This window comes from Sphingobium sp. WR1, from assembly GCF_059693745.1.
Map to the genome: position 1 here is coordinate 65288 of NZ_JCATID010000016.1, position 25589 is coordinate 90876.

Annotated in this window: 23 protein-coding genes and 2 tRNA genes; 13 read left to right on the forward strand and 12 right to left on the reverse strand. The window is 64.6% G+C overall.

All coding sequences use genetic code 11. The features are described 5' to 3' along the window. Positions 1 to 123 precede the first annotated feature (123 nt). The 6 genes from AC58EF_RS17815 to AC58EF_RS17840 form a co-directional block, all read right to left on the reverse strand. Entirely contained in the window at positions 124 to 363 is a 240-nt protein-coding gene (locus tag AC58EF_RS17815) for a hypothetical protein (RefSeq protein WP_497277689.1), read from the reverse strand. After that, entirely contained in the window at positions 360 to 1367 is a 1008-nt protein-coding gene (gene bioB / locus AC58EF_RS17820; RefSeq protein WP_497277690.1) for a biotin synthase BioB, read from the reverse strand. Before bioB ends, AC58EF_RS17815 begins: the two co-directional genes overlap by 4 nt. 112 nt (positions 1368 to 1479) lie before the next feature. Then, on the reverse strand, positions 1480 to 3645 hold the full coding sequence (gene scpA / locus AC58EF_RS17825; protein ID WP_497277691.1) for a methylmalonyl-CoA mutase: 2166 nt from the start codon (positions 3643 to 3645) through the stop codon (positions 1480 to 1482). 92 nt (positions 3646 to 3737) lie between these two features. Then, on the reverse strand, positions 3738 to 4175 hold the full coding sequence (mce, locus tag AC58EF_RS17830; protein ID WP_497277692.1) for a methylmalonyl-CoA epimerase: 438 nt from the start codon (positions 4173 to 4175) through the stop codon (positions 3738 to 3740). A 49-nt stretch (positions 4176 to 4224) separates the two neighbouring features. After that, positions 4225 to 4515, reverse strand: coding sequence for a GIY-YIG nuclease family protein (locus tag AC58EF_RS17835; protein ID WP_497277693.1), 291 nt, complete (start codon positions 4513 to 4515; stop codon positions 4225 to 4227). A 115-nt stretch (positions 4516 to 4630) separates the two neighbouring features. Continuing rightward, the gene (locus tag AC58EF_RS17840; protein ID WP_497277694.1) at positions 4631 to 6163 is read right to left on the reverse strand and encodes an acyl-CoA carboxylase subunit beta; all 1533 of its coding nucleotides are present in this window, start codon (positions 6161 to 6163) and stop codon (positions 4631 to 4633) included. A gap of 155 nt (positions 6164 to 6318) precedes the next feature. On the opposite strand from AC58EF_RS17840, the gene AC58EF_RS17845 reads away from it, so the two are divergent. Further along, positions 6319 to 7734, forward strand: coding sequence for a helix-turn-helix domain-containing protein (locus AC58EF_RS17845; protein ID WP_497277695.1), 1416 nt, complete (start codon positions 6319 to 6321; stop codon positions 7732 to 7734). 5 nt (positions 7735 to 7739) lie between these two features. Here AC58EF_RS17845 and AC58EF_RS17850 read toward each other — a convergent pair whose 3' ends face one another. Further along, positions 7740 to 9038, reverse strand: a complete 1299-nt coding sequence (locus AC58EF_RS17850; RefSeq protein WP_497277696.1) for a chloride channel protein — start codon at positions 9036 to 9038, stop codon at positions 7740 to 7742. A 68-nt stretch (positions 9039 to 9106) separates the two neighbouring features. Next, positions 9107 to 9547, reverse strand: coding sequence for a DUF983 domain-containing protein (locus tag AC58EF_RS17855; RefSeq protein WP_497277697.1), 441 nt, complete (start codon positions 9545 to 9547; stop codon positions 9107 to 9109). Between the two features lie 152 nt (positions 9548 to 9699). On the opposite strand from AC58EF_RS17855, the gene ychF reads away from it, so the two are divergent. Further along, positions 9700 to 10800 (forward strand): redox-regulated ATPase YchF, encoded by a 1101-nt coding sequence (ychF, locus tag AC58EF_RS17860; RefSeq protein WP_497277698.1) that lies wholly within the window; start codon positions 9700 to 9702, stop codon positions 10798 to 10800. 61 nt (positions 10801 to 10861) lie between these two features. Here the strand turns inward: ychF and AC58EF_RS17865 are convergent, their stop codons facing one another. Next, positions 10862 to 11884: a DUF2167 domain-containing protein gene (locus AC58EF_RS17865; RefSeq protein ID WP_497277699.1), complete on the reverse strand. Its 1023-nt coding sequence runs from the start codon at positions 11882 to 11884 to the stop codon at positions 10862 to 10864. Between the two features lie 53 nt (positions 11885 to 11937). Here AC58EF_RS17865 and AC58EF_RS17870 point away from each other — a divergent pair, with 53 nt between their 5' ends. From AC58EF_RS17870 to AC58EF_RS17885, 4 genes are all read left to right on the forward strand, one after another. Then, positions 11938 to 12456, forward strand: coding sequence for a DNA-deoxyinosine glycosylase (locus tag AC58EF_RS17870; RefSeq protein ID WP_497277700.1), 519 nt, complete (start codon positions 11938 to 11940; stop codon positions 12454 to 12456). 78 nt (positions 12457 to 12534) lie between these two features. Continuing rightward, a complete protein-coding gene (locus tag AC58EF_RS17875; RefSeq protein WP_497277701.1) occupies positions 12535 to 13806 on the forward strand; it encodes an alkaline phosphatase family protein in 1272 nt (423 codons plus the stop codon). A gap of 11 nt (positions 13807 to 13817) precedes the next feature. Beyond that, positions 13818 to 15371 (forward strand): alkaline phosphatase D family protein, encoded by a 1554-nt coding sequence (locus AC58EF_RS17880; RefSeq protein ID WP_497277757.1) that lies wholly within the window; start codon positions 13818 to 13820, stop codon positions 15369 to 15371. A 55-nt stretch (positions 15372 to 15426) separates the two neighbouring features. Beyond that, complete coding sequence (locus tag AC58EF_RS17885) at positions 15427 to 15894, forward strand: MaoC family dehydratase (protein WP_497277702.1); 468 nt, start codon at positions 15427 to 15429, stop codon at positions 15892 to 15894. Between the two features lie 7 nt (positions 15895 to 15901). Here the strand turns inward: AC58EF_RS17885 and mutL are convergent, their stop codons facing one another. After that, on the reverse strand, positions 15902 to 17692 hold the full coding sequence (gene mutL, locus AC58EF_RS17890) for a DNA mismatch repair endonuclease MutL (RefSeq protein ID WP_497277703.1): 1791 nt from the start codon (positions 17690 to 17692) through the stop codon (positions 15902 to 15904). A gap of 159 nt (positions 17693 to 17851) precedes the next feature. Between mutL and AC58EF_RS17895 the strand changes: the two genes are divergently transcribed. The 6 genes from AC58EF_RS17895 (at position 17852) to AC58EF_RS17920 (ending at position 23739) form a co-directional block, all read left to right on the forward strand. Beyond that, positions 17852 to 18898 carry a rod shape-determining protein gene (locus AC58EF_RS17895; protein WP_009821586.1) on the forward strand — a complete coding sequence of 349 codons (1047 nt, stop codon included), beginning with the start codon at positions 17852 to 17854 and terminating at the stop codon, positions 18896 to 18898. Between the two features lie 17 nt (positions 18899 to 18915). Continuing rightward, positions 18916 to 19833, forward strand: coding sequence for a rod shape-determining protein MreC (mreC, locus tag AC58EF_RS17900; protein WP_497277704.1), 918 nt, complete (start codon positions 18916 to 18918; stop codon positions 19831 to 19833). Next, a complete protein-coding gene (mreD, locus tag AC58EF_RS17905; protein WP_497277705.1) occupies positions 19830 to 20357 on the forward strand; it encodes a rod shape-determining protein MreD in 528 nt (175 codons plus the stop codon). Before mreC ends, mreD begins: the two co-directional genes overlap by 4 nt. Then, entirely contained in the window at positions 20354 to 22432 is a 2079-nt protein-coding gene (mrdA, locus tag AC58EF_RS17910) for a penicillin-binding protein 2 (protein WP_497277706.1), read from the forward strand. Before mreD ends, mrdA begins: the two co-directional genes overlap by 4 nt. Continuing rightward, on the forward strand, positions 22429 to 23541 hold the full coding sequence (gene rodA, locus AC58EF_RS17915) for a rod shape-determining protein RodA (RefSeq protein ID WP_497277707.1): 1113 nt from the start codon (positions 22429 to 22431) through the stop codon (positions 23539 to 23541). The genes mrdA and rodA overlap by 4 nt, the downstream gene beginning before the upstream one ends. A gap of 122 nt (positions 23542 to 23663) precedes the next feature. After that, positions 23664 to 23739, forward strand: a tRNA-Lys gene (locus AC58EF_RS17920). 23 nt (positions 23740 to 23762) lie between these two features. Here AC58EF_RS17920 and AC58EF_RS17925 read toward each other — a convergent pair. Beyond that, positions 23763 to 24740, reverse strand: coding sequence for a GlxA family transcriptional regulator (locus AC58EF_RS17925; protein WP_497277708.1), 978 nt, complete (start codon positions 24738 to 24740; stop codon positions 23763 to 23765). A gap of 109 nt (positions 24741 to 24849) precedes the next feature. Here AC58EF_RS17925 and AC58EF_RS17930 point away from each other — a divergent pair, with 109 nt between their 5' ends. Further along, on the forward strand, positions 24850 to 25488 hold the full coding sequence (locus AC58EF_RS17930; protein ID WP_497277709.1) for an HD domain-containing protein: 639 nt from the start codon (positions 24850 to 24852) through the stop codon (positions 25486 to 25488). Here the strand turns inward: AC58EF_RS17930 and AC58EF_RS17935 are convergent. Next, positions 25477 to 25550: transfer RNA gene (locus AC58EF_RS17935), tRNA-Gly, on the reverse strand. The two genes, AC58EF_RS17930 and AC58EF_RS17935, sit on opposite strands and share 12 nt — an antisense overlap. Between the last annotated feature and the right edge of the window lie 39 nt (positions 25551 to 25589).

Below are 25589 nucleotides of genomic sequence, written 5' to 3' on the forward strand. Positions count from 1 at the left end.
TATCCTATCAGCCGTTCGGGCTGTTGAGCCGAGCCGCTTGTCTCGGCTCAATGTCGGAGCCCCGTTCTTCACTTCGGGAAGAAGTGCGGCCCTTCGACAAGCTCAGGGCGAACGGATGTTGATTTATTGCTTATCCACTCCCGAAAGCCGGGCCTTGAAATAGGCAAAAGTAAGTCCAGCAAAAATGAGGAGCGACAACACTCCGGTAATAACGGGCGATACGCCATTGCAGTCCTCCGGAGCGTCCGGCCCCATCCCGCAATTGCCGATTGCCGCCAACAGAATGACAATCATCGCGATCAGCCAATAGGCTACGCCGAGCACCACAAAGAGTCCGATCTTCATGGTGCTCGGTTTGCTCACTCCGCCGCCTCCAGCTCGACCTTCACCTCGGCCTGCATCGGCACGACGCCCAGCTTCGCGAACAGGGCCGCGTCGGCATTGTCGCCTGCGTTTGCCGTGGTCAGCAGCTTGTCGCCGGTGAAGATGCTGTTCGCGCCCGCCATGAAGCACAAAGCCTGACAGGCGTCCGACATGCTCTCGCGGCCCGCGCTCAGGCGCACCATGCTCTGCGGCATCACGATCCGCGCGACCGCAACCGTGCGCACGAACTCGATCTCGTCGATCTTGGCGAGCGGGGTGTCAGCCAGCATATTGCCCAGCACCGTGCCCTTGACCGGCACCAGCGCGTTGATCGGCACGCTCTGCGGATGGACCGGCAGCACGGCCAGCGCATGGAGGAAGCCGACGCGGTCCTCGCGCGTCTCGCCCATGCCGACAATGCCGCCAGAGCAGACATTGATGCCCGAATTGCGGACATTTTCCAGCGTCACCAACCGGTCGTCGAAGGTCCGGGTGGTGATGACCTTCTCATAATGTTCGGGCGAGGTGTCGATATTATGGTTGTAATAGTCCAGCCCCGCGTCCGCGAGCGTCTTCGCCTGATCCTCGCTGAGCATCCCCAGCGTCATGCAGGTTTCCATGCCCATCTGCCGCACGCCCTTCACCATCTCGACGATGGCGGGCATGTCGCGATCCTTGGGGTTGCGCCATGCCGCGCCCATGCAGAAGCGCGAAGACCCTGCATCCTTCGCCTGCGCCGCCGCCTGCATCACCGCCTGCACGCTCATCAGCTTTTCGGCCTTGAGGCCGCTTTCCGCCGATGCCGACTGGTTGCAATAGCCGCAATCCTCCGGGCAGCCGCCGGTCTTGATCGACAGCAAAGTGGACAATTGCACTTCGTTGCGCGGGAAGTTGGCGCGGTGGATCGACTGCGCCTCGAACATCAGGTCGTTGAACGGCAGGTCGAACAGCGCGGCGATTTCCTCGCGAGTCCAGTCGTTGCGGGCGACGGTCATGGCGGTCATTCCCAACCTCCGTTCGTTTCGAGCATAGTCGAGAAGCGAGGAGCGCGCGCTATCCGCTTCTCGACTATGCTCGAAGCGAACGGCTGTGGGATGCGGATCAGGGCAACGATATTCAAGCGGCTTCCTCCAGCCCCGCCGGGGGCATGTTGTGGCCGAGCAGGCGCAGCACGTCGGCAGCGCACTCCACGACATTGGAACCCGGCCCATAAATCCCCTGGACCCCTGCGTCACGAAGATAGTCATAATCCTGCGGCGGGATGACTCCGCCCGCGATCACCTTGATGTCGCTGCGCCCCTTTTCGCGCAGGCGGTTGATCAATTCGGGGATCAGCGTCTTGTGCCCCGCCGCCAGCGACGACGCGCCGACCACATCGACCCCGGTATCCAGCGCGAGCACCACCGTTTCCTCCGGCGTCTGGAACAGCGGGCCGGACACGACGTCGAAGCCCATATCCCCGAAGGCCGAAGCGATGATGTTGGCGCCCCGATCGTGCCCATCCTGACCCATCTTGGCGACGAGCAGTTTGGGCTTGCGACCGAGGCGCCGTTCGACGGCCTGCACCCCGTCGAGAACCTGTTGCCAGCGGCTGTCGCCTTCATAGGGCGCGCCATAGACGCCCTTAACCGGCGTCGGCTGCGTGCCGTAGCGGTTGAAGCTGTCCTCCATGGCAGCGGAGATTTCGCCCAGCGTGGCGCGGGCGCGCGCCGCTTCGACGGCGTGGGCGAGGAGGTTGTTTTCGATCGATTGCGGACCGGCGGCTGCGGCACGGAGCGATTCCAGCGCGGCCCGGCACTTCTCCTCGTCACGCTCGGCCTTGACCCGGTTGATGCGGGCGATCTGGGCTTCGCGGACCTTCGTATTGTCGACTTCGAGGGTTTCGAGCAGGTCTTCGTTGGCGAGGCGATATTTGTTGACGCCGACGATGACGTCCTCGCCCCGGTCGACGCGCGCCTGACGGGCGGCGGCGGCGGTTTCGATCATCGCCTTGGGCCAGCCGGCGCCCACGGCCTTGGCCATGCCGCCTTCGGCTTCCACGCGATCGATGATCTCCTGCGCGGCGTCGACGAGTTGCTGGGTCAGCGCCTCGACATAATAGCTGCCGCCCAGCGGATCGACGACATTGCACATGCCCGTCTCTTCCTGGATGACGATCTGCGTGTTGCGCGCGATGCGGGCGGAGAAGTCCGTCGGCAGCGCGATCGCTTCGTCCAGCGCATTGGTGTGGAGCGACTGGGTGCCGCCCAGCATCGCCGCCATCGCCTCGATGGTGGTGCGCATGACATTGTTATAGGGGTCCTGCTCGGTCAACGAGACGCCCGAGGTCTGGCAATGGGTGCGCAGCATCTTGGAGCGCTCGTCCCTGGCGCCGAGCTTGGTCATGACCCGATGCCACAGCACGCGGGCGGCGCGCAGCTTGGCGATCTCCATGAAGAAGTTCATGCCGATGGCGAAGAAGAAGCTGAGGCGCCCCGCGAACTTGTCGATATCGAGGCCGCTCGCCACGCCGTATCGCACATATTCCGCGCCGTCCGCGATGGTGAAGGCCAGTTCCTGCACCTGCGTCGCTCCGGCTTCCTGCATATGATAGCCGGAGATGGAGATGCTGTTGAACTTGGGCATCTCGCGGCTGGTATAGCCGAAAATGTCGGAGATGATCCGCATCGAGGGTTCGGGCGGGTAGATATAGGTGTTGCGGACCATGAACTCCTTGAGGATGTCGTTCTGGATGGTCCCGTCGAGCAGTTTGCGCTCGACGCCCTGTTCTTCACCGGCCACGATGAAGAAGGCGAGGATCGGGATGACCGCGCCGTTCATGGTCATCGAAACCGACATCTGGTCGAGCGGAATGCCGTCGAACAGGATCTTCATGTCCTCGATCGTGTCGATCGCCACGCCCGCCTTGCCGACGTCGCCGACGACGCGCGGATGGTCGCTGTCATAGCCGCGATGGGTGGCGAGGTCGAAGGCGACGGAAAGGCCCTTCTGACCGGCGGCGAGGTTGCGGCGGTAGAAGGCGTTGGATTCCTCGGCGGTGGAGAAGCCCGCATATTGGCGGATGGTCCAGGGACGGCCGGCATACATGGAGGCGCGCACGCCGCGAGTGAAGGGCGCGAAGCCGGGCAGACCCGGATCGACGGTCACATCCTCGGCAGTGTAGAGCGGCTTCACCACGATACCTTCGGGGGTATCCCAGTTCAGATCCTTGCCCTTCACTTCCTTGGCGGCGGCGGCGGCCCACTGGTCGATTGTCGGCGCTGGCGTCGGCTTCTCGGTCACTTCACACTCTCCGTTCGTCTCGAGCGAAGTCGAGAGACGATATGGTTGCGCTATCCGTGTCTCGACTTCGCTCGACACGAACGGCTGTGGGCTCAATGCGCCTCTTTGGGCGTCTCCATGATCTCGGTCAGCACCCCGTTCATATCCTTGGGGTGGACGAAAAAGATCGGCGTGCCATGCGCACCGATGCGCGGTTCGCCGAGCACCTTCTTGCCCAGCTTCTCGAACCAGGCCTTGGCTGCGTGAATGTCGGGCACTTCATAGCACATATGATGCTGCCCGCCGGCCGGGTTCTTGGCGATGAAGCCGTGGATGGGCGAGTTTTCGCCCAGCGGCTCGATCAGTTCGATCTGCGTGCCAGCCGTGCCATTCTCGCCCGGCGTGTCGACGAAACACACTTTGACCCCCTGCGCCGGCAGGTCGAACGGTTCGTGCGTCAGCGTCGCGCCCATCACGTCGCGATAATAGGCGAGCGAGGTCTCCAGCGAAGGCGTCGCCACGCCGATATGGTTGAGACGGCCGAGTTTCATATCCTGTCCTTCGTCGTTGCGAGCGTAGCGAAGCAATCCATGCCACGTTTCACCCTTGAGCGATGCTCTGATACAAATCCTGCCAATCGGGATTGAACCCGACGATTAATGCCATCTTCTTCGCCCGTGAGCCCGCCTTGATCTGCTTTTCGCGCGCGATCGCCGTTTCCATCGTTTCCGCCATCTCGTACCAGACCAGCATCTTGCAGCCGTAACGCCGGGTGAACCCGCCCGTGACGCCTTCCCGATGTTGCCACACCCGTTGTGGCAAGTTCGAGGTGACGCCGGTGTAAAGCGTCCCGTTGCGCTTGCTGGCCATGATGTAAACCGCCGGTTGCATCATCCCGCTCCGTCATTGCGAGGAGCCGAAGGCGACGTGGCAATCCAGATGGTGCGCCAATGGATTGCTTCGCTGCGCTCGCAATGACGGAGGAAGAGATAGCGCTCATCGTCTATCACAGCGGAATATTGTCATGCTTCTTCCAGGGGTTCTCCAGCGCCTTGTTGCGCAGCTTGCGCAGTCCCAGCGCGATCCGCTTGCGGGTCGAGTGCGGCTGGATTACCTCGTCGATGAAGCCCTTGCCCGCCGCCACGAAGGGATTGGCGAAGCGGTCTTCATATTCCTTGGTCTTTTCCGCGATCTCCTCCGGCGTCTTGCCGCGGAAGATGATCTCGACCGCGCCCTTGGCGCCCATCACCGCGATTTCGGCGGTCGGCCAGGCATAGTTCAGGTCGCCGCGCAGATGCTTGGAGGACATGACGTCATAGGCGCCGCCATAGGCCTTGCGCGTGATGACGGTGATCTTCGGCACGGTCGCCTCGGCATAGGCGAACAGCAGCTTGGCGCCATGCTTGATGATACCCGAATGTTCCTGCGCGGTGCCCGGCAGGAAGCCCGGCACGTCGACGAAGGTGACGATCGGGATTTCAAACGCGTCGCAGAAGCGCACGAAGCGGCCGGCCTTCTTGGACGAATTGATGTCGAGCACACCGGCCAGCACCATCGGCTGGTTGGCGATGATGCCCACCGTCTTGCCCTCGATCCGCCCGAAGCCGCAGAGGATGTTGCCCGCATGGGCCGGCTGCACTTCGAAGAAATCACCCTCGTCCACGACCTTGCGGATCAGTTCGTGCATGTCATAGGGCTGGTTGGCATTGGCCGGGATCAGTGTGTCGAGGCTTTCTTCCATCCGGTCCCAGGGGTCGGCGCTCGGGCGCTCGGGCACCGGTTCCTTGTTGGAGGCAGGCAGGAAGTCGACGAAATCGCGCACCGCCAGCAGCGCCTCGATATCATTTTCGAAGGCCACGTCGGCCACGCCCGACTTGGTCGTGTGCGTCACCGCGCCGCCCAGTTCCTCCTGGGTGACGACTTCGTTGGTCACGGTCTTCACCACATCGGGGCCGGTCACGAACATGAAGCTCGAATCCTTCACCATGAAGATGAAGTCGGTCATCGCAGGCGAGTAGACGGCGCCGCCCGCGCATGGGCCCATGATGACGCTGATCTGCGGCACCACGCCCGATGCCAGCACATTGCGCTGGAAAATCTCGGCATAGCCGGCGAGCGAGGCGACGCCTTCCTGGATGCGCGCGCCGCCGCTGTCGTTGAGGCCGATCACCGGCGCGCCGACCTTGAGCGCCATGTCCATGATCTTGCAGATTTTCATCGCGTGCCGTTCCGACACCGCGCCGCCATAGACGGTGAAGTCCTGGCTGAAGACATAGACGAGGCGGCCGTTGATCGTGCCCGATCCCGTCACCACGCCGTCGCCGGGGATATGCTGTTCATCCATGCCGAAGTCGATGCAATTATGCTCGACATACATATCCAGTTCTTCGAAACTATCCTCGTCCAGCAGCACTTCGAGCCGTTCGCGCGCGGTCAGCTTGCCCTTGGCGTGTTGCGCGTCGATGCGGCGCTGGCCCCCGCCCAGGCGCGCGGCGTCGCGCTTGGCTTCGAGCTGTTCGATGATGGCGAGCTTCGACATATCAGGCTTTTCTCCGGCTTGTCGCGGACGTTTATGTCCGCCCCCTTCCCAATCTTTCCCAATTTTCGCAAATGCAATTTTGCCAATTTGCAAATCGCGACTTCGCAAATTATGGACAGCGAAGCAATGACGGCGCGACCAAGGAATAGGCCATAATGGCACGCGGCAATCGTATCTTCGCAGGTCCACGCCTGCGCCAGCTTCGCCTGGACCATCGGATGGACCAGGCGACGATGGCGCAGGCGCTGGGCATATCCGTATCCTATCTTTCCCAGATGGAAAATGACGATCGCCCCTTGACCGCCAAGGTCAAGGCCGCGCTCGCCAGCGCCTTTCCCACCGACTGGGCCAGTTTCGATGCCCGCGAGGAGGAGCAGTTGCTGGGCGCCTTCACCTATGCGCTGGCCCATCCCGAATTGCCCGGCGCGCCGATGGAACCGGAGCGGATCGAGAAGCTGCACCTGCAATTTCCCGAATTCGCGGCACGCTATGTCGACCTCTATAACGCTCATATGCGCGCCAATGAGCGGATCAACATGATCGAGGAAGCGATCGCCAACGATCATGCGGTGCAGGCGCGCCTGCCCTGGGAGGCGGCGCGCGACTGGTTTCACGAGGCGGGCAATTATGTCCATCCGCTCGACTGTCTGGCGGAGGAGATGGCGGAAAGCTTCACGCAGGGACAGGTGCTGGACGAGGGTATGCTGGTGGAGGCGCTGGCCCGCCGCCACGGGATAGAGACGCTGATCGCCGAGACGCCCGACAGCGCGCTGCGCGCCTATCGCGCCGCCGAGCGGCAGTTGTTCGTCAATGCGGCGCTGCCGACCGAGAGCCGCAAGTTCATGCTCGCGCATCAATTGATGATGCTGGAGGGGCAGGCGGTGATCGCCGATGTCGTCGGCAAGGCCGCCCTGCCCGTCCCCGGCGCCGACCGGCTGCTGGCGATCGGGCTGGGCAATTATGCCGCGGGGGCGCTGCTCATGCCCTATGCCGCCTTTCGCGAAGCGGCGCGGGCGATGCGGCATGATATCGACCGGCTGGCCCGCACCTTCGGCGTGAGTTTCGAGCAGGCCTGCCACAGGCTGTCGACCCTGCAACGGCCGGGGCTGCGCGGCATCCCCTTCTTCTTCTGCCGGGTGGACATGGCTGGCAACATCACGAAACGCCACAGTGCCACGCGCCTGCAATTCGCGCGCTTCGGTGGCGCCTGTCCGCTGTGGAACGTGCATGAGGCGGTGGCCGTGCCCGACCGGATCAATGTGCAGCTGGGCGAGACGCCCGACGGCGTGCGCTATGTGTCGATGGCCAAGGGGCTGGTGAAGCCGTCGGGCAGCTACAAGCGGACTCCGCGCCGCTATGCCGTGGTACTGGGCTGCGAGGTCGCCCATGCGGCGAATTTCGTCTATGCCGATGGCCTGCATTTGCAGGAGGAGGGCGCGGCGACGCCGATCGGCATCACCTGCCGCCTCTGCCCGCGCCAGAGCTGTGACCAGCGCGCCTTCCCGCCCGCCGACCGGCCGATCCATGTCGATCCCGACAACCGGCAGATCGTCCCTTACTGGATCGGGTAGAAGGCTCAGCGGACCGGCAGGAAACGCTGTGACAGGCCGTGATAGAGCTTTTCCTTGCAGACGAGCTGGGCGGCAAAATCCGCGACCAGGGCAGAGGCAAGCAGCGGCATCATCAAGCCGCGGCTGGCGGTGGTTTCGGAGATGATGATGACGGCTGTCAATGGCGCACGGACTACGCCGGTGAAATAGGCGACCATGCCCAGCAGAACGATCGCGCCCGGCGGATAGGCGGGAAAGAGGCTGCGCAGCATGTCGCCTATCCCGGCGCCCACGGACAGGGACGGCGCGAAGATGCCGCCGGGCAGGCCCGATAGCGCGGTCGCGAGTGTCGACAGGAATTTGGCGACGCCGAACCAGATCGGGACATCCTGCCCTTCGATGATGGCGCGCGCCGTCTGGTAGCCTGTGCCCCAGGTCAGGCCGGTGGCGACACCGAGCAGCGCCACCACTATGCCGCAGCCCAGTGCAAAGGCGACGGGACGCGCCCGGCACCAGGCGATGGGCGCAAGCTGGGCCGAGCCGAAGGACAGCATGAGGCGCGAGAAAAGCCCGCCCGCAATGCCGCCGATAATGCCGGCAACCGGGGTGACGAGCAGCGCTTCCTTCACACCCATGGTCTGACGCATGGCGCCGAAATAGACATAATCGCCCGCAATGCCGAGGCTGACCATGCCGGCGATCAGCACGGCGGTCATGACGAGCAGGGTCATCCGCTGCTCATAGGCGGCGGCCAGTTCCTCGATCGCGAAAGCGACCCCGGCGAGCGGGGTGTTGAAGGCCGCCGCCACGCCCGCCGCGCCGCCCGCGATGAAGACCGAGGCGCGCAGCGGGACATGCAGCATCCGGTGCGCATAGCCCATGATGCTGGCGGCGATCTGCACGGTCGGGCCTTCGCGGCCGACCGATGCGCCGAACAGCAATGTCGAGGTCGTCAGGAAGAATTTGGCGATAGCCGTGCGCGCAGAGACCAGATGGCGCATACTGGCTTCAGGGTCCTTGGTGGCGGCCATGACCTGCGGGATGCCCGATCCCTTGGCGGCGGGCGCGAATTTCAGCGCGATCCACGCAACGAACATGAAACCGGCGGGGGTGACGATCAGCGGGGCCCACCACCAGCGCGCGACAATGCGGATGAAGATATGATTGGCCTCGTCCGCCATGTCAGCGAATAGCAGCGCCACGATGCCCACCAGGATGGCGCCGGCCAGCGTCGCGATGCGGCGGCGCCAGGCCATGGCTTCCGGCCCGTGGCGTCGCGTCATGACGCGCGCCCGGCGCAACAGGAGGGAAAGGCGCTGCTTCATGCGGCCTCATAACCGGCAAGACCCGGAATGATAACCGCTCTTTCCAACTTTATTCGGCCCTGATCTGGTCAGTGTCGCTCGTCGCCATGGAGCTTGGCCCACAGGTCGGCGGTGCCGGCTTCCTGCGCTCTGGTCGTGAACTGGGCTGCGATCAGCCAACCCTTGATCGGGCGCAGCGGCAGCACGGCGGTCAGGATCAGCACCGGCAGGCCGACCGCCAGATGCACCCACAGGCCCGGCCGCGCCAATATCTCCAGCATGATGATGAAGACGACGCCCGGCACGCAGGCGAACAGCTGGACGAAGACAGCCGGGCCGTCGGCCGGGTCGGCGAAGCTGTAATTGAGGCCGCACACCTCGCAATGGTCGCGCACGGTCAGGAAGCCGTGGAAGATATGCCCCTCGCCGCAGCGCGGGCAACGGCCGAAGACACCGGTTTCATGCGGCGGGCGCTTCTTCCACTGGCGCCCGGATTCGTCGACCCAATGGGCTTCGCTGCTTTGTTCCATGTCGCCTCCTGTCATCCTGCCCCATGTGGGAAGAACCCGGCGCCTGTCCACTGCGCCTTTTGTCCCACCCATGTTCTTCGCCCAAGGCTGGCCTTTATGCGCGCAAGGCGCTATCGGGCGCGCCAATCATCCCGATCTTATAAGGCAGTCAAATGGGCTTTCGTTGCGGTATCGTCGGTCTTCCCAATGTGGGCAAGTCCACCCTGTTCAATGCGCTCACCGAAACGCAAGCGGCGCAGGCGGCGAACTATCCCTTCTGCACGATCGAGCCGAACGAGGGCCGCGTGGCCGTGCCCGACGAGCGGTTGCAGACCATCGCGAAGATCGGCGGATCGGCCAAGATCATCGAAACGCAGCTGAGCTTCGTCGACATCGCCGGGCTGGTGCGCGGCGCATCCAAGGGCGAAGGCCTCGGCAACCAGTTCCTGGCCAATATCCGTGAGACGGATGCGATCGTCCATGTGCTGCGCTGCTTCGAGGATGGCGACATCACCCATGTCGAGGGCAAGGTCGATCCCATCGCCGACGCCGAGACGGTCGAGACGGAACTGATGCTGGCCGACCTGGAAAGCCTGGAAAAGCGCGTGCCCAACCTCGCCAAGAAGGCGGCGCAGGGCGACAAGGAGGCCAAGGCGGCCGCGGCCGTTCTGGGCCAGGCGCTCGACCTGCTGCGCGACGGCAAGCCCGCGCGCCTGACCGTGCCGCGCGACGTGGAGGAAGAAAGGCTGTTCAACCAGGCGCAGCTGCTGACCGCCAAGCCGGTCCTCTATGTCTGCAATGTCGAGGAAGACGCCGCATCCCAAGGCAATGCCCATTCGGCCCGCGTGTTCGAGAAGGCTGCCGCCGAAAATGCCAAGGCGGTCATCGTGTCCGCCGCGATCGAGGCGGAACTCGTCACCATGCCGATCGAGGAGCGCGCCGAATATCTGGAAGCGCTGGGCCTGACCGAAGCCGGCCTCGCCCGCATCATCCGTGCGGGCTATGAGCTGCTGGGCCTCATCACCTTCTTCACCGTGGGGCCGAAGGAGGCACGCGCCTGGACCGTGACCAAGGGCAGCAAGGCGCCCCAGGCGGCCGGCGCGATCCACACCGATTTCGAGAAGGGCTTCATCCGCGCCGAAACCATGGCCTATGCGGACTATGTCCAGTTCAACGGCGAAGCCGGCGCCAAGGAGGCGGGCAAGTGGCGGTCCGAAGGCAAGGACTATGTGACGCAGGACGGCGACATCATGCTGTTCCGCTTCAACGTCTGACCGGATCGATAGGGCCGGATCGATTGGGGGAAGGGCGCGTCGCCCGTCCCCCGCCGCCTCGTCAGGTTTCGGAGGGACGCGATGCGCCCTCCGCAGGGGGTTCGGCGAAAGATTCCGCATCACTCTCTGCGGACGCTTCATAAGCGACAGCTTCTTCCTCCACGGCCTTGTTCCTGCTGAACCGCGCCTTGATCCAGCGCCAGCCCACGCCGAAGAACAGGATGATCGGCAGCAGCAACTTCTTGCCGAAGGCCAGGACCAGCGCCAGAAATCCGAGCTTCTTCGCCGCCAGCAATCCCGCGCCGGCCGCAACCAGGCCGCCAATGCCATATTCGGCGACCTTGTCGACATCGGGCACGAAATCGGCATAGCGCGCTCCTTGGTCGAAAGTGACCGACGCGCCGAACTTGGCGGCCGCCGCCTTTACTTCGGGCAGATGCGGCATGGTGGAGATCATGTTGAGGCTGAGCACGCCGAAGCGGCCCAGCAGCCGCACATCATAGTTGAGCGTGCCTTCACCTCCATTGCTGAACTGGATGTTACGCGCCCAGATCACGCTGTGATGCGCACGGTCATAGGCGGGACGCTCCGCCCAGCCGACCAGATGCACCGGCGGATAGCCTGCTTCTGTCCGCTCCTTGTTCCGATCTTCCTCGCCCGACTTCATATCGGTCATCAGCGCATCGAAATCGGTCGAGGCGGCGTCGTCATCCTTCACATAGCCGCTCTGGTCATAGGTGATGACCGCGCCCCAGGCATCCTCGTCAAGGAAAGTCTTGCCGGCCGGGAAGACCAGACCCAGCACGCCGTCCGCCTGCGCGGCAGGATTGCCCCAGGCGTCCACGATCACCTCGCGCGCGGCCTTGGCGTCGAGATAATAATAATCCTGGCCCAGATGCAGCGTCGCCTTCGCATTCGGCAGCGCGATATCGCCGGTCTGCGGTTGCTGGCGTTGCAGCATGTCCTTGACCTTCGCCTCATAGGCGCGCTGTTCCGCCGTCGGCGCGGGTTGCTGCGCCGAAAGCGCCCCCGGCGTCGCGCCGAGCAAAAGCATGGCGCCGACCGCCCCCCATATTCTTCTCATGACAATTCCCCCTTAGAATAGGTAACAGTCTAGAAATAAACGGATAGATGGCAATGGCTGAAAAAACATTGGCGCGCGCGCCCAGAAAGATCGCCTTCCCGCCCAGCGTCGATGCGGAGACGAAGCTGCTGATCCTCGGCAGCCTGCCTGGCGATGCGTCGATCAGGCAGGGCGAATATTATGCGCATCGCGGCAATGCCTTCTGGCAGTTGATCGGCGACGTGCTGGGCGAGGATCTGCGCGGACAGCCCTATGCGATGCGGCTGAAGCGGCTGCGGGCGCGGGGCGTGGGACTGTGGGACGTGATCGAGCGCGCGGAACGGCCGGGCAGCCTGGACAGCAGCATAAGGGGCGCGGAATTGCGCGACCTTAGGCTGTTTGCGGAGCGGCTTCCGGCGCTGCGGGCGATCGGTTTCAACGGGAAGACGGCGGCGCTGCATGGCCGGCGGCAACTGGGCGATCGGCCGGGGCTGACGCTGATCGACCTGCCCTCCTCCAGCGGCGCCTATGCCAGCCTGTCGCGGGAGGCGAAGCGACAGGCCTGGGCGGCGCTGCGCGATCATCTGGGATAAAGCCTACCAAAACGTAACTTTACCGTCATGACATGACTGCTAAGCGATTTTGATTCGAACAAAATCCGAAGAGTCGCCATGTCGCCCCGTTCCCTTGCCCCTGCCCTGTTCGCCCTGGGCGCGCTGAGCGCCTGCACCACCGCCACCGTCGAACGCCCCGCAGTCGTCGCGCAGGCGGAGCAGCGCGCGCCCGTCACCATCCTCGTGTCGATCGACGGATTCCGCGCCGACTATCTGGAGCGCGGCGTGACACCCCATCTGGCGGCGCTGGCTGCGGGCGGGATCGCGGCGCCGATGCGGCCCTCCTTCCCCACCAAGACCTTCCCCAATCACTGGGCGATCGTCACCGGCGACCGGCCCGATCGCAGCGGCATCGTCGCCAACACCATGGAGGATGCCAGCCGCCCGGACGAGAAATTCACCATGGCGAGCGACGATCCCTATTGGTGGAATGAGGCCGAGCCGATCTGGGTGACGGCGGAGAAGGCGGGCGTGCGCACCGCGACGATGTTCTGGCCCGGCTCCAACGTGCCCTGGGGCGGGACGAAGGCGTCCAGCTGGCCCTATGCCATCACCGGCGGCACGCGCCCGAGCGACTGGGCGCAGTTCAACCAGGCGATCAGCGGCGCGCAGCGCGTCAACATGGTGCTGGACGTGCTGCGCCGCCCGGCCGACATCCGGCCGACATTTGTGACGCTCTATTTCGACATCGTCGACACCTCTGGCCATATTTACGGTCCCGATGCGCCGGAAACGACGAAGGCGCTGGCCGATGTCGATGCCCATATCGGCGATTTGGTCGCCGGCCTCAAGGCGATAGGCCAGCCCGCCAATCTCGTCATCGTCGCCGACCATGGCATGGCCGCCAGCTCCAGCGAGCGGGTCGTGGCGCTGGACAAGGTCGCCGATCCGGCGAATTACCGCGTGGTTGAATCCGGCCCCTATGCGACGCTCGCCGCCGTGCCGGGTCGCGATAAGGCGTTGGAAGCCGCGCTGCTCAAGCCCCACGCCCATATGCAATGCTGGCGCAAGGGCGACATTCCCGCCCGCTTCCACTATGGCACGCACCGGCGCATCCCGCCCTATCTGTGCCTTGGCGAAACCGGATGGGAAATCCAGCCGACCGCGCCGACCAAGTCGGTCAGCGGCGGCAGCCATGGCTGGGACGATCGCGCGCCCGAAATGCAGGCGCTGTTCATCGCCAACGGCCCGGCCTTCACGCCCGGCGCCAAACCCGCGCCCGACTTCTCCAATGTCGATGTCTACCCGCTGCTCGCCCGGCTGCTCGGCATCGCGCCGCGGCCGTCGGACGGCAATCCCGCCACGCTTTCCGGCATCGTCGCGCAATGAAGGGCTCCATCATGTTCACGCGCCGCCAACTCCTGACCGCCGCCACCGCAACGCCGTTGATCGGCGCGCCCGCCATCGTCCACGCGCAAAGCTGGTTTGCCGGCTATCCCTTCGCGCTCGGCGTCACCTCGGGTGATCCCGCGCCCGATGGCTTCGTCATCTGGACCAAGCTCGCGCCCAGGCCGTTCGAGCCGCATGGCGGGATGCCGACGGCGCCGCTGCCGGTGAAATGGGAGGTGGCGAGCGACGAGCGTTTCAAGACGATCGTCGCGTCGGGCGAAGTGATCGCGCGGCCGGAACTGGGCCATAGCGTCCATGTCGAGGTGGCGGGGCTGCAACCCGACCGGCCCTATTGGTATCGCTTCGCGCTGGGCAGCGACCAGTCGACGCGGGGCCGGGCGTGGACATTGCCGCTGCCGTCCGCCAGCCCCGCCACGCTCAAATTCGGGGTCGCGGGATGCCAGAATTACGAGGATGGCCTGTTCACCGCCTATCGTCATCTGGCGCGGGAGGATGACCTCGCCTTCGTCTACCATTATGGCGACTTCATCTATGAATATAAGCAGCGCGGGCCGGACTATGACAAGGACGGTCTGCCGGCGCCGCAGGTGCGCCAGCATATCGGGCAGGATTGTTTCGACGTCGCCGATTATCGGCTGCGCTATGCGCAATATCTGAGTGACTATGACCTCCAGGCGGCGCGTGCGCAGCACACATGGTTCCCGACCTTCGACGATCATGAAATCCAGAATAACTGGGTCGGCGATTTCGACGGTCGGGGCGAGGCTTCGCCGGACATCTTCCGCCTGCGCCGACAGGCAGGCTTGCAGGCCTGGTATGAATATATGCCGGTCCGCGCGGCGATGCTGCCGCGCAACGGGATCATTACCGACATGTATCGGGAAGCGCGCTATGGCGACCTGCTGTCGATCGACTTTCTCGACACCCGTTCCTTCCGCACCGACCAGCCCTGCGGCGACGGGTTCAAGCCTTATTGCAGGGAGATTGACGATCCCAGGGCGCAGGTGGTGTCGCCGGAGGAGGAAGGCTGGCTGATCCGCAACCTGACGCGCGGGCAGGCCAGGTGGAACTGCGTCGCGCAACAGGTAATGATGATGTCGCTCGATCGTCGCCGCTATGCCGACGAGAAGCAGAAAATCCTCAATGACGACACATGGGCGGCCTATACGGCGCAGCGGGGACGGCTGCTGGCGAAGATGCGTGGCCTGGATAACGTCATCGTGCTGACCGGCGACGAGCATCAGAATTTCGCGGGCCTGCTGGAAAGCGACGGCAAACCCGTGGCGGTGGAATTCGTGTCCACCTCCATCTCCTCGGGCGGCGACGGATCGGACCTGCGCGCGGGCAGCGACATCATCTTGAAGAACAACCCGGAACTGAAATTCATCAACGACCAGCGCGGCTATCTGCTGTGCGAGGTGACGCCCGATGCGTGGACGACGCGCTTCCGTGTGATGGATCAGGTGTCGAGCGCGGGCGGCGCGATCAGCACGCGCGCAAGCCTGACCGTGCCGCGCGGCCAGCCGTCCATCACCATTTCCTGACATTGACGTAAACGGAAGGCGCTTCTACATAGTCCGTTGCAATAGGAGACGGGTGATGCAGGACGAGATTCTCTATTTCGAAGACATACAGGTCGGCGACAGCTTCGATTTCGGGCCGCTCACCGTTTCGCGCGAGGAGACTGTCGCTTTCGCTGCCGAGTTCGATCCCCAGCCCTTCCATCTGTCCGACGAGGCGGCGGCATCCACCCATTTCGGCACCATCTCCGCAAGCGGCTGGCATACGACCGCGCTCTTCATGAAGATGTTCGTCGCGGAGATGCGGAAGCATCCGGGCCGACAGGCGGCCAGCCTGGGTGCGATGGGTGTTGATGAACTGCGCTGGCTGCGGCCGGTGCGGCCCGGCGACACGCTACGCGGCATAAGCGAGGTGATCGACAAGAAGGCGTCACAGAGCCGCCCGGAAATGGGGATCGTCCGCAACAAGGTGACGATCCTCAATCAGGACGACCAGCCGGTCCTGACAATGATCCCGATCGCTTTATGGCGGACGCGGCCGGCCTGAACGCTGCTCATTTCCGCCCGAACAGCTTTTCGATATCGCCATGACCGAGTTTCACCCAGGTCGGGCGGCCATGGTTGCACTGGCCCGAACGGGGCGTGACCTCCATTTCGCGGAGCAGTGCGTTCATCTCCGCGACGCTCAGCACGCGGCCGGCGCGGACGGAGCCATGGCAGGCCATGGTCGCGGCGACGAGGTCGAGCCGTTCCTTGAGGGATAGGGCACTGTCATAGGCGGCGAGATCATCGGCCAAATCCGTGACCATGCCCTGCACGTCGGACTGGCCGAGCATGGCCGGCACGGCGCGGACCAGCATGGCGGAGGGGCCAAACCGCTCCAGGTCGAGGCCAAATTCCCGGAGTTCCGCGATACGCGTTTCCAGTCGGTCGCAGGCGGGTTCGTCCAGTTCCACGACTTCGGGCAGCAGCAACGCCTGGCTGGCGACGCCCTGCCCTTCCATCGCCCGGCGCATCCGTTCGAGGGTCAGCCGCTCATGCGCGGCATGTTGGTCGACGATGACGAGGCCGTCCTCCGCCTCGGCCACGATATAGGTGCGCGCCACTTGCCCACGCGCGACCCCGAGAGGGAAGCTGCGCCCTTCGGGCGCGGGCGCGGCGGCGGGTTCGGCCCGGGCCTGCGGTGGGGGCGTCTGAAAGGATGGGCGGCGATCCGCGAAGGAGGATTGCACGAACTGGTTGAAGCTCACCGGCGCAGGCGCCGCCGCCTCGAAGATCGGCATGGCGCCGATCGGGGTGGGCGAGATCGGCTCGGGCTTCCAGGCGGACAGGCCCGCCGGGTCGGCATGTTGGACGGCGCGGAACCCTTCGGCATCGAGCGCGCGACGCAGGCCCGAGACGATCATGCCGCGGATCAGCGCCGGATCGCGGAAACGCACCTCGGTCTTGGCGGGATGGACGTTGACGTCCACCTCCAGCGGCGGCACGTCGAGGAACAGCGCCACCACCGGATGCCGGTCGCGCGCCAGCATGTCGGCATAGGCGCCGCGCAGGGCGCCGATCAGCAGCCGGTCCTTCACCGGCCGGCCATTGACGAACAGATATTGATGATCGCCCACGCCGCGATTGTAGGTCGGGAGGGAGGCGACGCCGGACAGTTGCACCCCGTCCCGCTCCAGCGACACGATCACATGATTGTCGGCCAGCTGCCGGTCGGTGAGCGCAGCGACCCGATCCTCCCGCGCGTCATTTTCCTGCACGCCCAGCACCCGGCGGCCGTCATGCTCGACCGAGAAGGCGACGGCGGGATGCGCCATGGCGAGGCGGCGGACGATGTCGAGGCAGGCAGCATATTCGGCCTTGGGCGAACGCAGGAATTTGCGGCGTGCGGGCACCTTGCCGAACAGCTGATCGACGGTGACACGGGTGCCGGGCGGCAGGGCGGCCGGTCCCTCTGATAGGAGCTGGCCATTGTCGACGGTGCGGTTCCAGCCGTCGCGGCCGCGCGGGCGGCTGTCGATCGACAGGCGGGCGACGCTGGCGATCGACGGCAAGGCTTCGCCGCGGAAGCCCAAAGTGGCCACATTTTCAATGGCATCGTCGGGCAGTTTCGAGGTCGCATGACGCTCCAGCGCGAGCGCCATGTCGGCCGAATCCATGCCGCAGCCATCGTCGCTCACCTCGATCCGGTCCAGCCCGCCGTTGGACAGCCGGACGGCGATGCGAGTCGCGCCCGCATCCAAAGCGTTTTCAACGATTTCCTTGAGCGCGCTGGCGGGTCTTTCGACCACTTCACCGGCAGCGATACGATTGACCAGATGTTCGGGTAGACGGCGTATTGACATTGATTAGTGACTAGCCCAAGCGAGCGCTTTCCGCGAGCCGCGAACCCCAACTTTTTTGCACTGCAAGGCGCAAGGAAGCTAGGCAAGCGGACAAGCGAACCGTAATCCGACCGAACCCCAGAACGCGTCGCGGGGGCGGCGGGCGAAACAGGATAAGGCATGTCGATCTTTTCGCGTCTCTTGAAATTCTCCTCTCAGGATATGGCTATCGACCTCGGCACCGCCAACACGGTGGTCTATGTGCGCGGCCGCGGTATCGTTCTGAACGAGCCTTCGGTGGTCGCGGTCGAGACGCTGAACGGCGTCAAGCGGGTCAAGGCCGTGGGTGAAGACGCCAAGCTGATGATGGGCAAGACCCCGGATTCGATCGAGGCCATCCGCCCGCTGCGCGACGGCGTGATCGCCGACATCGACGTCGCCGAGCAGATGATCAAGCATTTCATCACCAAGGTGCATGGCGGCAAGCACAGCCCCTGGCGCGCGCCGGAAATCGTGATCTGCGTGCCGTCCGGCTCAACCAGTGTCGAGCGCCGCGCCATCCGCGACGCCGCCAGCAATGCCGGCGCCAGCCAGGTCTTCCTAATCGAGGAACCGATGGCCGCCGCGATCGGCGCCGACATGCCCGTGACCGAGCCGATCGGTTCGATGGTCGTCGATATCGGCGGCGGCACAACCGAAGTTGCGGTGCTCTCGCTCCGTGGCCTGGCTTACACCACTTCGGTCCGCGTCGGCGGCGACAAGATGGACGAGGCGATCGTGTCCTTCGTCCGCCGCCACCATAATCTGCTGATCGGCGAAGCCACGGCCGAGCGGATCAAGAAGCAATTCGGTGTGGCCCAGCCGCCCGAGGATGGCGTTGGCGAGACGATTCACATCAAGGGTCGCGACCTGGTGAACGGCGTGCCCAAGGAAATCTCGATCAACCAGGGCCAGATCGCCGACGCGCTGGCGGAACCGATCAGCACGATCGTCGAAGGCGTGCGCATCGCGCTGGAAAACACCGCGCCTGAACTGGCGGCCGATATTGTCGACCAGGGCATCGTCCTGACCGGCGGCGGCGCGCTGCTCAAGGGGCTGGACGACGAACTGCGCGACGAGACCGGCCTGCCCGTCACCATCGCCGAAGATCCGCTGACCTGCGTCGCGATCGGCACCGGCCGCGCGATGGAGGATCCGATCTTTCGGGGCGTCCTGCAAACCGCCTGACCAGAGGGGCTTGAGAGATGGCGCGGCCACCCAGCCGACGCCCCGGCATCAACCGGAAGGCGCAATATAGCCTCTTCGCCAGTTATGTGGTGGCGGTTGCCGGGGCGGCGGCCGGCCTGCTGCTGATCGTGGTCGCGATTTTCGACCCGACCGGCTTTGCCGGGCTGCGCACCGCCACCGCCGAACTGACGCGTCCCGTGTCGACCGGCCTCAAGAATATGGTGAGCGGCATCAATTCGGTCGACGAGGTGCTGGCGTCCTATTGGCGCGCCGGATCGCAGAATGTCGCCCTGCGCCGCCAGGTCGAGGCGGATCGAAACCGCATCATCGAGGCGAAGGCGGTCAAGCAGGAAAATGCGCGGCTCAAGAAGCTGCTGAAGCTGGTCGACGAGGATCAGAGCGATCTGCTGACAGCCCGGCTCATCAGTTCCTCTTCCTCCAGCGCGCGCCGTTTCGCGCGGCTGAACGCCGGGCGCTGGCAGGGCGTGCGGCCGGGTATGCCGGTGCGCGCCGCCGAAGGACTGATTGGCCGCGTCCACACCACCACGCCCAACACTGCCGAAGTGCTGCTGCTGACCGACACCGGCAATATCGTGCCCGTGCGCCGCGCCAATGACAGCGTGCCCGCCATCTCGACCGGCGCGGGCGACGGGTCGCTGGAAATTCGTGCGCTGTCGGCCGGCCGCAACCCGTTCAGGCCGGGCGACCTGCTGGTGACGTCGGGCATCGGCGGCATCTACCAGCCCAATATTCCGGTCGCGGTGGTGGTTCGCGTCGAGGGCGAAATCGCCTGGGGCTTCCCGCTCGCCAATCCGTCGCGCGTCGATGCGGTGGTGGTCGAACGCGCCTTCGAGGAAGTGGTGACGCGGGGCGATCCAGCGGCCGAAGCCGCGCCGCAGGAGGCGGCGAACGCCAGCAACGCGAGCGCGCCGTGATCGATCCGCATCTGCTGCACGTCCCGCGCCTGGGCCGACATCCCGGCCGGTTCCGGCTAGCGGGAACGCCCGTCATTACCGTCATGCTGGGTTCGCTGGCCAGCGCCGTGCCGCTGATCGCCCAGTCGCCGGTGATGCCGACTTTCGGCCTGCTGCTGTTGCTGTCCTGGCGGCTGTTGCGGCCGGAATTGTGGCGGGCCTGGATCGGCCTGCCACTCGGCCTGTTCGACGATATGGTGAGCGGCCAGCCGATCGGCTCCGCCATGTTCCTGTGGACCGTCGCGCTGATCGGCGTTGATTATATCGAACATCGCCTGGTCTGGCGCAGCTATCGGCAGGACTGGCTAATTGCCTCTGTCGCCATTATCTTTTGCCTATCAGGAGGTGTGTTCTTCGCGCGCATCACGGGCGGAGGCGAAATCAGGTTGTTGTTGGTCGCACCGCAAATGGTCTGGACGGTTCTGCTCTTCCCCTTCATCGTCCGGCAATGCGCCCGGATCGACCGCTGGCGCGTGATGGCATGACGTTCATCAACGCCAAGCGCAAGATCGTCACCGAAGCCACCCAGACCTTCACCTTCTCCCGCCGCGCCATGGTGGTGGGCGGGTTGCAGGGGGCGATCGGTGCGCTGCTGATCGGCCGCATGGCCTGGATCAGCGTGGCGGAGAATGAGAAATACAGCCTTCTTTCGGAAAGCAACCGCGTCAACCTGACGCTCATTCCGCCGCGGCGCGGCTGGATACTCGACCGGCACGGCAAGCCGCTGGCGAACAACCGCACCGACTTCCGCGTCGACCTGATCCCGCAGCGCGTCGTCGACGGTGAAGCGACCATCCGCCACCTCGCCCAGTTGCTGAGCCTCCAACCCGATGATGTCGATCGCATCCGCGAGGAACTGGACAAGTCGGCGGGTTTCCGTCCGGTTCAGGTCGCCGACAAGCTGACCTATGACCAATATGCCGCGATCAGCGTCCGCCTGCCCGACCTGCCCGGCGTAGCGCCGAGCCAGGGCTTTTCGCGCTATTATCCGGCGGGCGCGACGGTCGGCCATCTGCTGGGCTATGTCGGGGCGGCGACGGCGGAGGATTACAAGGCGCGCAAAGACCCGCTGCTGATCACGCCGGGCTTCAAGGTCGGCAAGGACGGCCTGGAAAAGGCGTTCGACCGGCATCTGACCGGCAAGCCCGGCGCCAAGCGGGTGGAAGTCACCGCGCGCGGCAAGATTGTGCGCGAACTGACCACGCGCCCCGACACGCCAGGGCGGCAGGTGCGCCTGACGATCGACGCGGGGTTGCAGGAATATGCCGGCCGCCGCCTGGCGACGCAGAGCGGATCGGTGGTCGTCATCGACTGCGCCAATGGCGACGTGCTCGCCATGGCCTCCATGCCCAGTTACGATCCCAACAGCTTTTCCGACGGCATCAGCCATCTGGAATATGAAATGCTGTCGAAGGACGATCATGTCCCGCTGCGCAACAAGACGTTGCAGGGGCTGTATCCGCCCGGATCGACGGTCAAGCCGATGGTGGCGCTGGCGCTGCTGGAGGCGGGTGTCGGGCCGCAGGAGACGATCAGCTGCGCCGGCGCGATCCGGGTCGGCAATACGCTGTTCCACTGCCACAAAAGGCGTGGCCATGGGTCGCTCAACATGCGCGGGGCGATCGCCCAGAGCTGCGACATCTATTTCTACCAGATGGCGCAGCGCATCGGCATGGACCGGATCGCGCAAATGGCGCGGCGGGTCGGCATGGGCCAGCGCTTCGACCTGCCCTTTCCCAGCCAGAGTTACGGCACCGTGCCCGATCCTGCCTGGAAGGAGCGAAAATATAACCAGTCCTGGCAGGTATATGACACGGTGAACGCCACCATCGGCCAGGGCTATATGCTGATCAACCCGCTGCAAATGGCGGTGATGGCGGCGCGGCTGGCGACCGGCAGGCAGCTGATGCCCAATTTCCTGCTGGGCGCGCAGCGCGCCGCACCGGCTCCGGTCGGGGCAAGCGAGGAACATCTGGCGGTCATCCGCGACGCGATGAGCGCGGTGGTGAATGGCGGTGGCACCGGCGGCGCGGCGCGGATGAACATTCCGGGCGTGCTGATCGCGGGCAAGACCGGCACCGCGCAGGTGCGGCGCATCACCATGGCGGAGCGCGCCGGCGGCGTGCGCGGCAACAGTTCGCTCGCCTTCAAGCTGCGCGACCATGCGTTGTTTCAGGGTTTCGCGCCGTTCGACAATCCACGCTATGCGGTCGCCTGCATCATCGAGCATGGCGGACACCTGATCCGCAATGAGGATGCGCCGATGATCGCGAGCGACACCATGTCCTATCTGTTCGACCCGGCCAAGGCGATGGAGAAGCTGGAAACGCTGGAAAAAGGCTGGGGCGGCCCGCCCGCCGAGCGGCAGGCGCGGCAAATGGCCGCCTTTCGCCTGGCCAAGGCGATCGAGAAGGGGCAGGCGCCCCCGCCCGTCGCCGACAATGCATCCAACGCCGCGATCGCCAATGCGACGGCCCCGGCGTCCGCCGCCCCGCCAGCGCCCGACGACGCGAACGACGCTCCACCGCCTCCGGGCAGCAACACCACGGACGCGCCATGAGTATCGTTCCCCAGCCGCTCACCCAATTCCCGTGGCGGGTCGTGCTGCTGCTGCTCGCCATCGCCACCTTCGGAACGCTCGTTCTTTACAGTGCGGCAGGCGGCAATATCTTCCCCTGGGCGGTCAATCAGGGCGTCCGCTTCTGCATCTTTTCCGGCATGGCGCTGGCGTTGAGCCGGGTGCCTTTGGAAATCTTCTCCCGCTTCGCTTTCCCGGCCTATGGCGCGGTTCTGGTCGCGCTGGTGCTGGTCGAGCTGATCGGCGGCGTCGCGGGCGGCAGCCAGCGCTGGATCAACCTGGGCTTCATGCAGTTGCAGCCCTCGGAGTTCATGAAGCCGATCATCGTGCTGGCCGTCGCCAAATTCTACGCCTTGTTGCCGGTGGGCGAGATACGCCGATGGAACGCGATTTGGCCGGCGCTGATATTGATCGGCTTTCCCTGGGCGCTGGTGCTGGTGCAGCCCGACCTTGGCACCGCGACCATGATCATGGCGGGCGGCATCACCGTCATGTTCCTGGCGGGGCTGCCGCTGCGGCTGTTCGTCGGGTCGGGCCTCGCCGTCGCCGCGATCATCCCGATCGCCTTCAGTTTCCTGCATGATTATCAGAAGAACCGCGTCCTCATCTTCCTGGACCCGGAAAGCGATCCGCTGGGCGCCGGCTATCATATCAGCCAGTCCAAGATCGCGATCGGATCGGGCGGCCTATGGGGCAAGGGCTTCCTTCAGGGCACGCAAAGCCATCTCGACTATCTGCCCGAGGGCCATACCGACTTCGTCTTCGCGACCATGGCGGAGGAATGGGGGTTGCTGGGCGGCACATTGCTGATCCTGGGTTTCATGCTGCTGTTCCGCTGGGGCATTCGCGTGTCGATGCGCACGCCCGACAAGTTCGCCCGACTGGTCGCGGCGGGCCTTACGACCACCATCTTTTTCTACGTCGCGATCAACCTGATGATGGTGATGGGGCTGGCGCCGGTAGTGGGTATTCCCCTGCCCTTCATGTCCTATGGCGGATCGTCGATGCTGACCGTGATGCTGTGCGTCGGCATCATCATGGCGATCGACCGTTCGACCAGGCGCCGGGCGAACCCTGGAAATTGGGCCTGATGCCGGTCGGACTGAAAAAATTTCGTAACAAAGCAATTTAATGTTTGCAGAATCACGGGCGACTGCTAACAGCCCGCCCACGCCGGAGCGATACCCCGAGGGGTGCCGCTGAAAGCCAGCGTGGACGCATAGCTCAGTTGGTAGAGCAGCTGACTCTTAATCAGCGGGTCCTAGGTTCGAGCCCTAGTGCGTCCACCATTTTTCACTAGAAAATTCATTAATCAGCGGGCCATCCCCGCGAAGCGCTTGCGATATTCGGCGGGGGTCACGCCGACGTGCCGAACGAATGCACGGCGTAGCGTATCGGCGTCGGCGAAGCCGCAATGCGCCGCTACCTGCTTGGGTGCCTCACGCCCATCCTCAAGCAGCCGGCGCGCCGCGCCCACCCGCGCTTCCTCGACCCAGCTTGCCGGCGTGATGCCGACCTCCTTGCGAAACAGCCGTGCAAAGTGGCGTGGGCTAAGGTCGAGGCGCCCGGCAAGCGCCGCAATGCTGTGGTCGAGCGCAGGGTTCGCCGCTACCCAGCGCTGAAGCTCCTGCAGCGCCGCGCGGCCGGCAGGGACGGCCTCGCCCCTGCGGCTGAACTGCATCTGGCCCCCAGGGCGCTTGAAAAACATGACAAGCTGGCTCGCGACGCGCATTGCAATCATGCGCCCCAGATCCTCCTCGACAAGCGCCAATGCAAGGTCGAGCCCTGCCGTCACACCCGCTGCGGTGCGCACCGGTCCGTCACGGACCAGGATCGCATCTTCATCGACTGTCACCTCAGGAAAGCGCCCCGCCAGTTGCGCGGCCACCGCCCAGTGCGTAGTCACCCGCCGTCCGTCGAGCAGATCCGCAGCGGCGAGAAAGAAGGCGCCGCTGCACACCGAACCAAAGCGCCGCGCCGCCGACGCCTGCCACCCCAGCCAGTCAACCAGCGTCTGATCGACCGGCATGTTCGCCGCATCGGGGCATCCGGCAACGAGCAGAGTGTCGATCTCCGCGTCAGGATCGCGCCCGATGACATGGTCGGGAACGAGCCGTACGCCCGAAGAGCTGCGAATGGGGTCCGGTGCGCGTGCCGCGACCATCAGGCGGTAGACCTCCTCGCCGGCCTGAGCATTCGCTTCGGCGAAGACATCAAGTGGCCCCGAGACATCAAGCAATTGCACGCCGGGCAACGCCACCATCATCACCGTTCTTGTGCGCTGGCCCATTGATGTCCGCCTTGGTCCGCTTTTGTCCTGATTAGACGTATTACCTCGATTGAAGACAGGTTTAGCGACTCCCTATCCTGCTGGCGAGCAAAAATGAAGGAGAAAGCCAATGTCACTCACCCAACAGACAAGCATTCCTGACAGCAAGCTTGCGCGCGCGATCACCGAATTTATCCGTGACACCGAGACCGACCTGCTCTTTAACCATTCGAGCCGCGTCTATCATTTCGGCGCGCTGGCCGGCGTCCATCGCGGCCTGACTTTCGACCACGAACTGCTCTACGCTGGGGCCATGTTCCACGATATCGGGCTAATGCCGAGCCATAGCAGCCAGGACGAGCGCTTCGAGGTCGATGGCGCGCACGCGGCGCGGGACTTCCTGCTGAGCCACGGCATCCCCGAGGCTGACGCCTATATTGTCTGGACGGCAATCGCGCTCCACACGACGCCGGGCATCCCCATTCACATGCACCCGGTCGTCGCGCTCGTCACCGCTGGCGTCGAGATGGATGTGCTCGGCCTGACCTATGATCAATATTCGGATATCGAGCGCGAAGCGATCGTCGATGCCTTTCCGCGCACTCCGACCTTCAAGGACGATATCATCCAGGCCTTCTACGACGGCATCAGTCACAAGCCCGACACAACGTTCGGCAACGTCAAGGCCGACGTCATTGCCGACAAGGAACCCCATTTTCATCGGGGCAATTTCTGCAGCATCATCCGCTGCTCGGCCTGGAGCGGGTGAGGGGAATCGAACCCCCGTCGTCAGCTTGGGAAGCTGCTGCTCTACCATTGAGCTACACCCGCTTGGTCCCGCGTCCATGGCCCAAGCCATGGGGCGCTGTC

Excerpts from the sequence above, each read along its gene's own strand:
- bioB (WP_497277690.1), bottom strand. The coding sequence starts at position 1,367 with ATGACCGCCATGACCGTCGCCCGCAACGACTGGACTCGCGAGGAAATC.
- mce (WP_497277692.1), bottom strand. The coding sequence starts at position 4,175 with ATGAAACTCGGCCGTCTCAACCATATCGGCGTGGCGACGCCTTCGCTG.
- AC58EF_RS17835 (WP_497277693.1), bottom strand. The coding sequence starts at position 4,515 with ATGCAACCGGCGGTTTACATCATGGCCAGCAAGCGCAACGGGACGCTT.
- AC58EF_RS17840 (WP_497277694.1), bottom strand. The coding sequence starts at position 6,163 with ATGTCGAAGCTCGCCATCATCGAACAGCTCGAAGCCAAGCGCGACGCC.
- AC58EF_RS17845 (WP_497277695.1), top strand. The coding sequence starts at position 6,319 with ATGGCACGCGGCAATCGTATCTTCGCAGGTCCACGCCTGCGCCAGCTT.
- AC58EF_RS17850 (WP_497277696.1), bottom strand. The coding sequence starts at position 9,038 with ATGAAGCAGCGCCTTTCCCTCCTGTTGCGCCGGGCGCGCGTCATGACG.
- AC58EF_RS17855 (WP_497277697.1), bottom strand. The coding sequence starts at position 9,547 with ATGGAACAAAGCAGCGAAGCCCATTGGGTCGACGAATCCGGGCGCCAG.
- ychF (WP_497277698.1), top strand. The coding sequence starts at position 9,700 with ATGGGCTTTCGTTGCGGTATCGTCGGTCTTCCCAATGTGGGCAAGTCC.
- AC58EF_RS17865 (WP_497277699.1), bottom strand. The coding sequence starts at position 11,884 with ATGAGAAGAATATGGGGGGCGGTCGGCGCCATGCTTTTGCTCGGCGCG.
- AC58EF_RS17870 (WP_497277700.1), top strand. The coding sequence starts at position 11,938 with ATGGCTGAAAAAACATTGGCGCGCGCGCCCAGAAAGATCGCCTTCCCG.
- AC58EF_RS17875 (WP_497277701.1), top strand. The coding sequence starts at position 12,535 with ATGTCGCCCCGTTCCCTTGCCCCTGCCCTGTTCGCCCTGGGCGCGCTG.
- AC58EF_RS17880 (WP_497277757.1), top strand. The coding sequence starts at position 13,818 with ATGTTCACGCGCCGCCAACTCCTGACCGCCGCCACCGCAACGCCGTTG.
- AC58EF_RS17885 (WP_497277702.1), top strand. The coding sequence starts at position 15,427 with ATGCAGGACGAGATTCTCTATTTCGAAGACATACAGGTCGGCGACAGC.
- mutL (WP_497277703.1), bottom strand. The coding sequence starts at position 17,692 with ATGTCAATACGCCGTCTACCCGAACATCTGGTCAATCGTATCGCTGCC.
- AC58EF_RS17895 (WP_009821586.1), top strand. The coding sequence starts at position 17,852 with ATGTCGATCTTTTCGCGTCTCTTGAAATTCTCCTCTCAGGATATGGCT.
- mreC (WP_497277704.1), top strand. The coding sequence starts at position 18,916 with ATGGCGCGGCCACCCAGCCGACGCCCCGGCATCAACCGGAAGGCGCAA.
- mrdA (WP_497277706.1), top strand. The coding sequence starts at position 20,354 with ATGACGTTCATCAACGCCAAGCGCAAGATCGTCACCGAAGCCACCCAG.
- rodA (WP_497277707.1), top strand. The coding sequence starts at position 22,429 with ATGAGTATCGTTCCCCAGCCGCTCACCCAATTCCCGTGGCGGGTCGTG.
- AC58EF_RS17925 (WP_497277708.1), bottom strand. The coding sequence starts at position 24,740 with ATGGGCCAGCGCACAAGAACGGTGATGATGGTGGCGTTGCCCGGCGTG.
- AC58EF_RS17930 (WP_497277709.1), top strand. The coding sequence starts at position 24,850 with ATGTCACTCACCCAACAGACAAGCATTCCTGACAGCAAGCTTGCGCGC.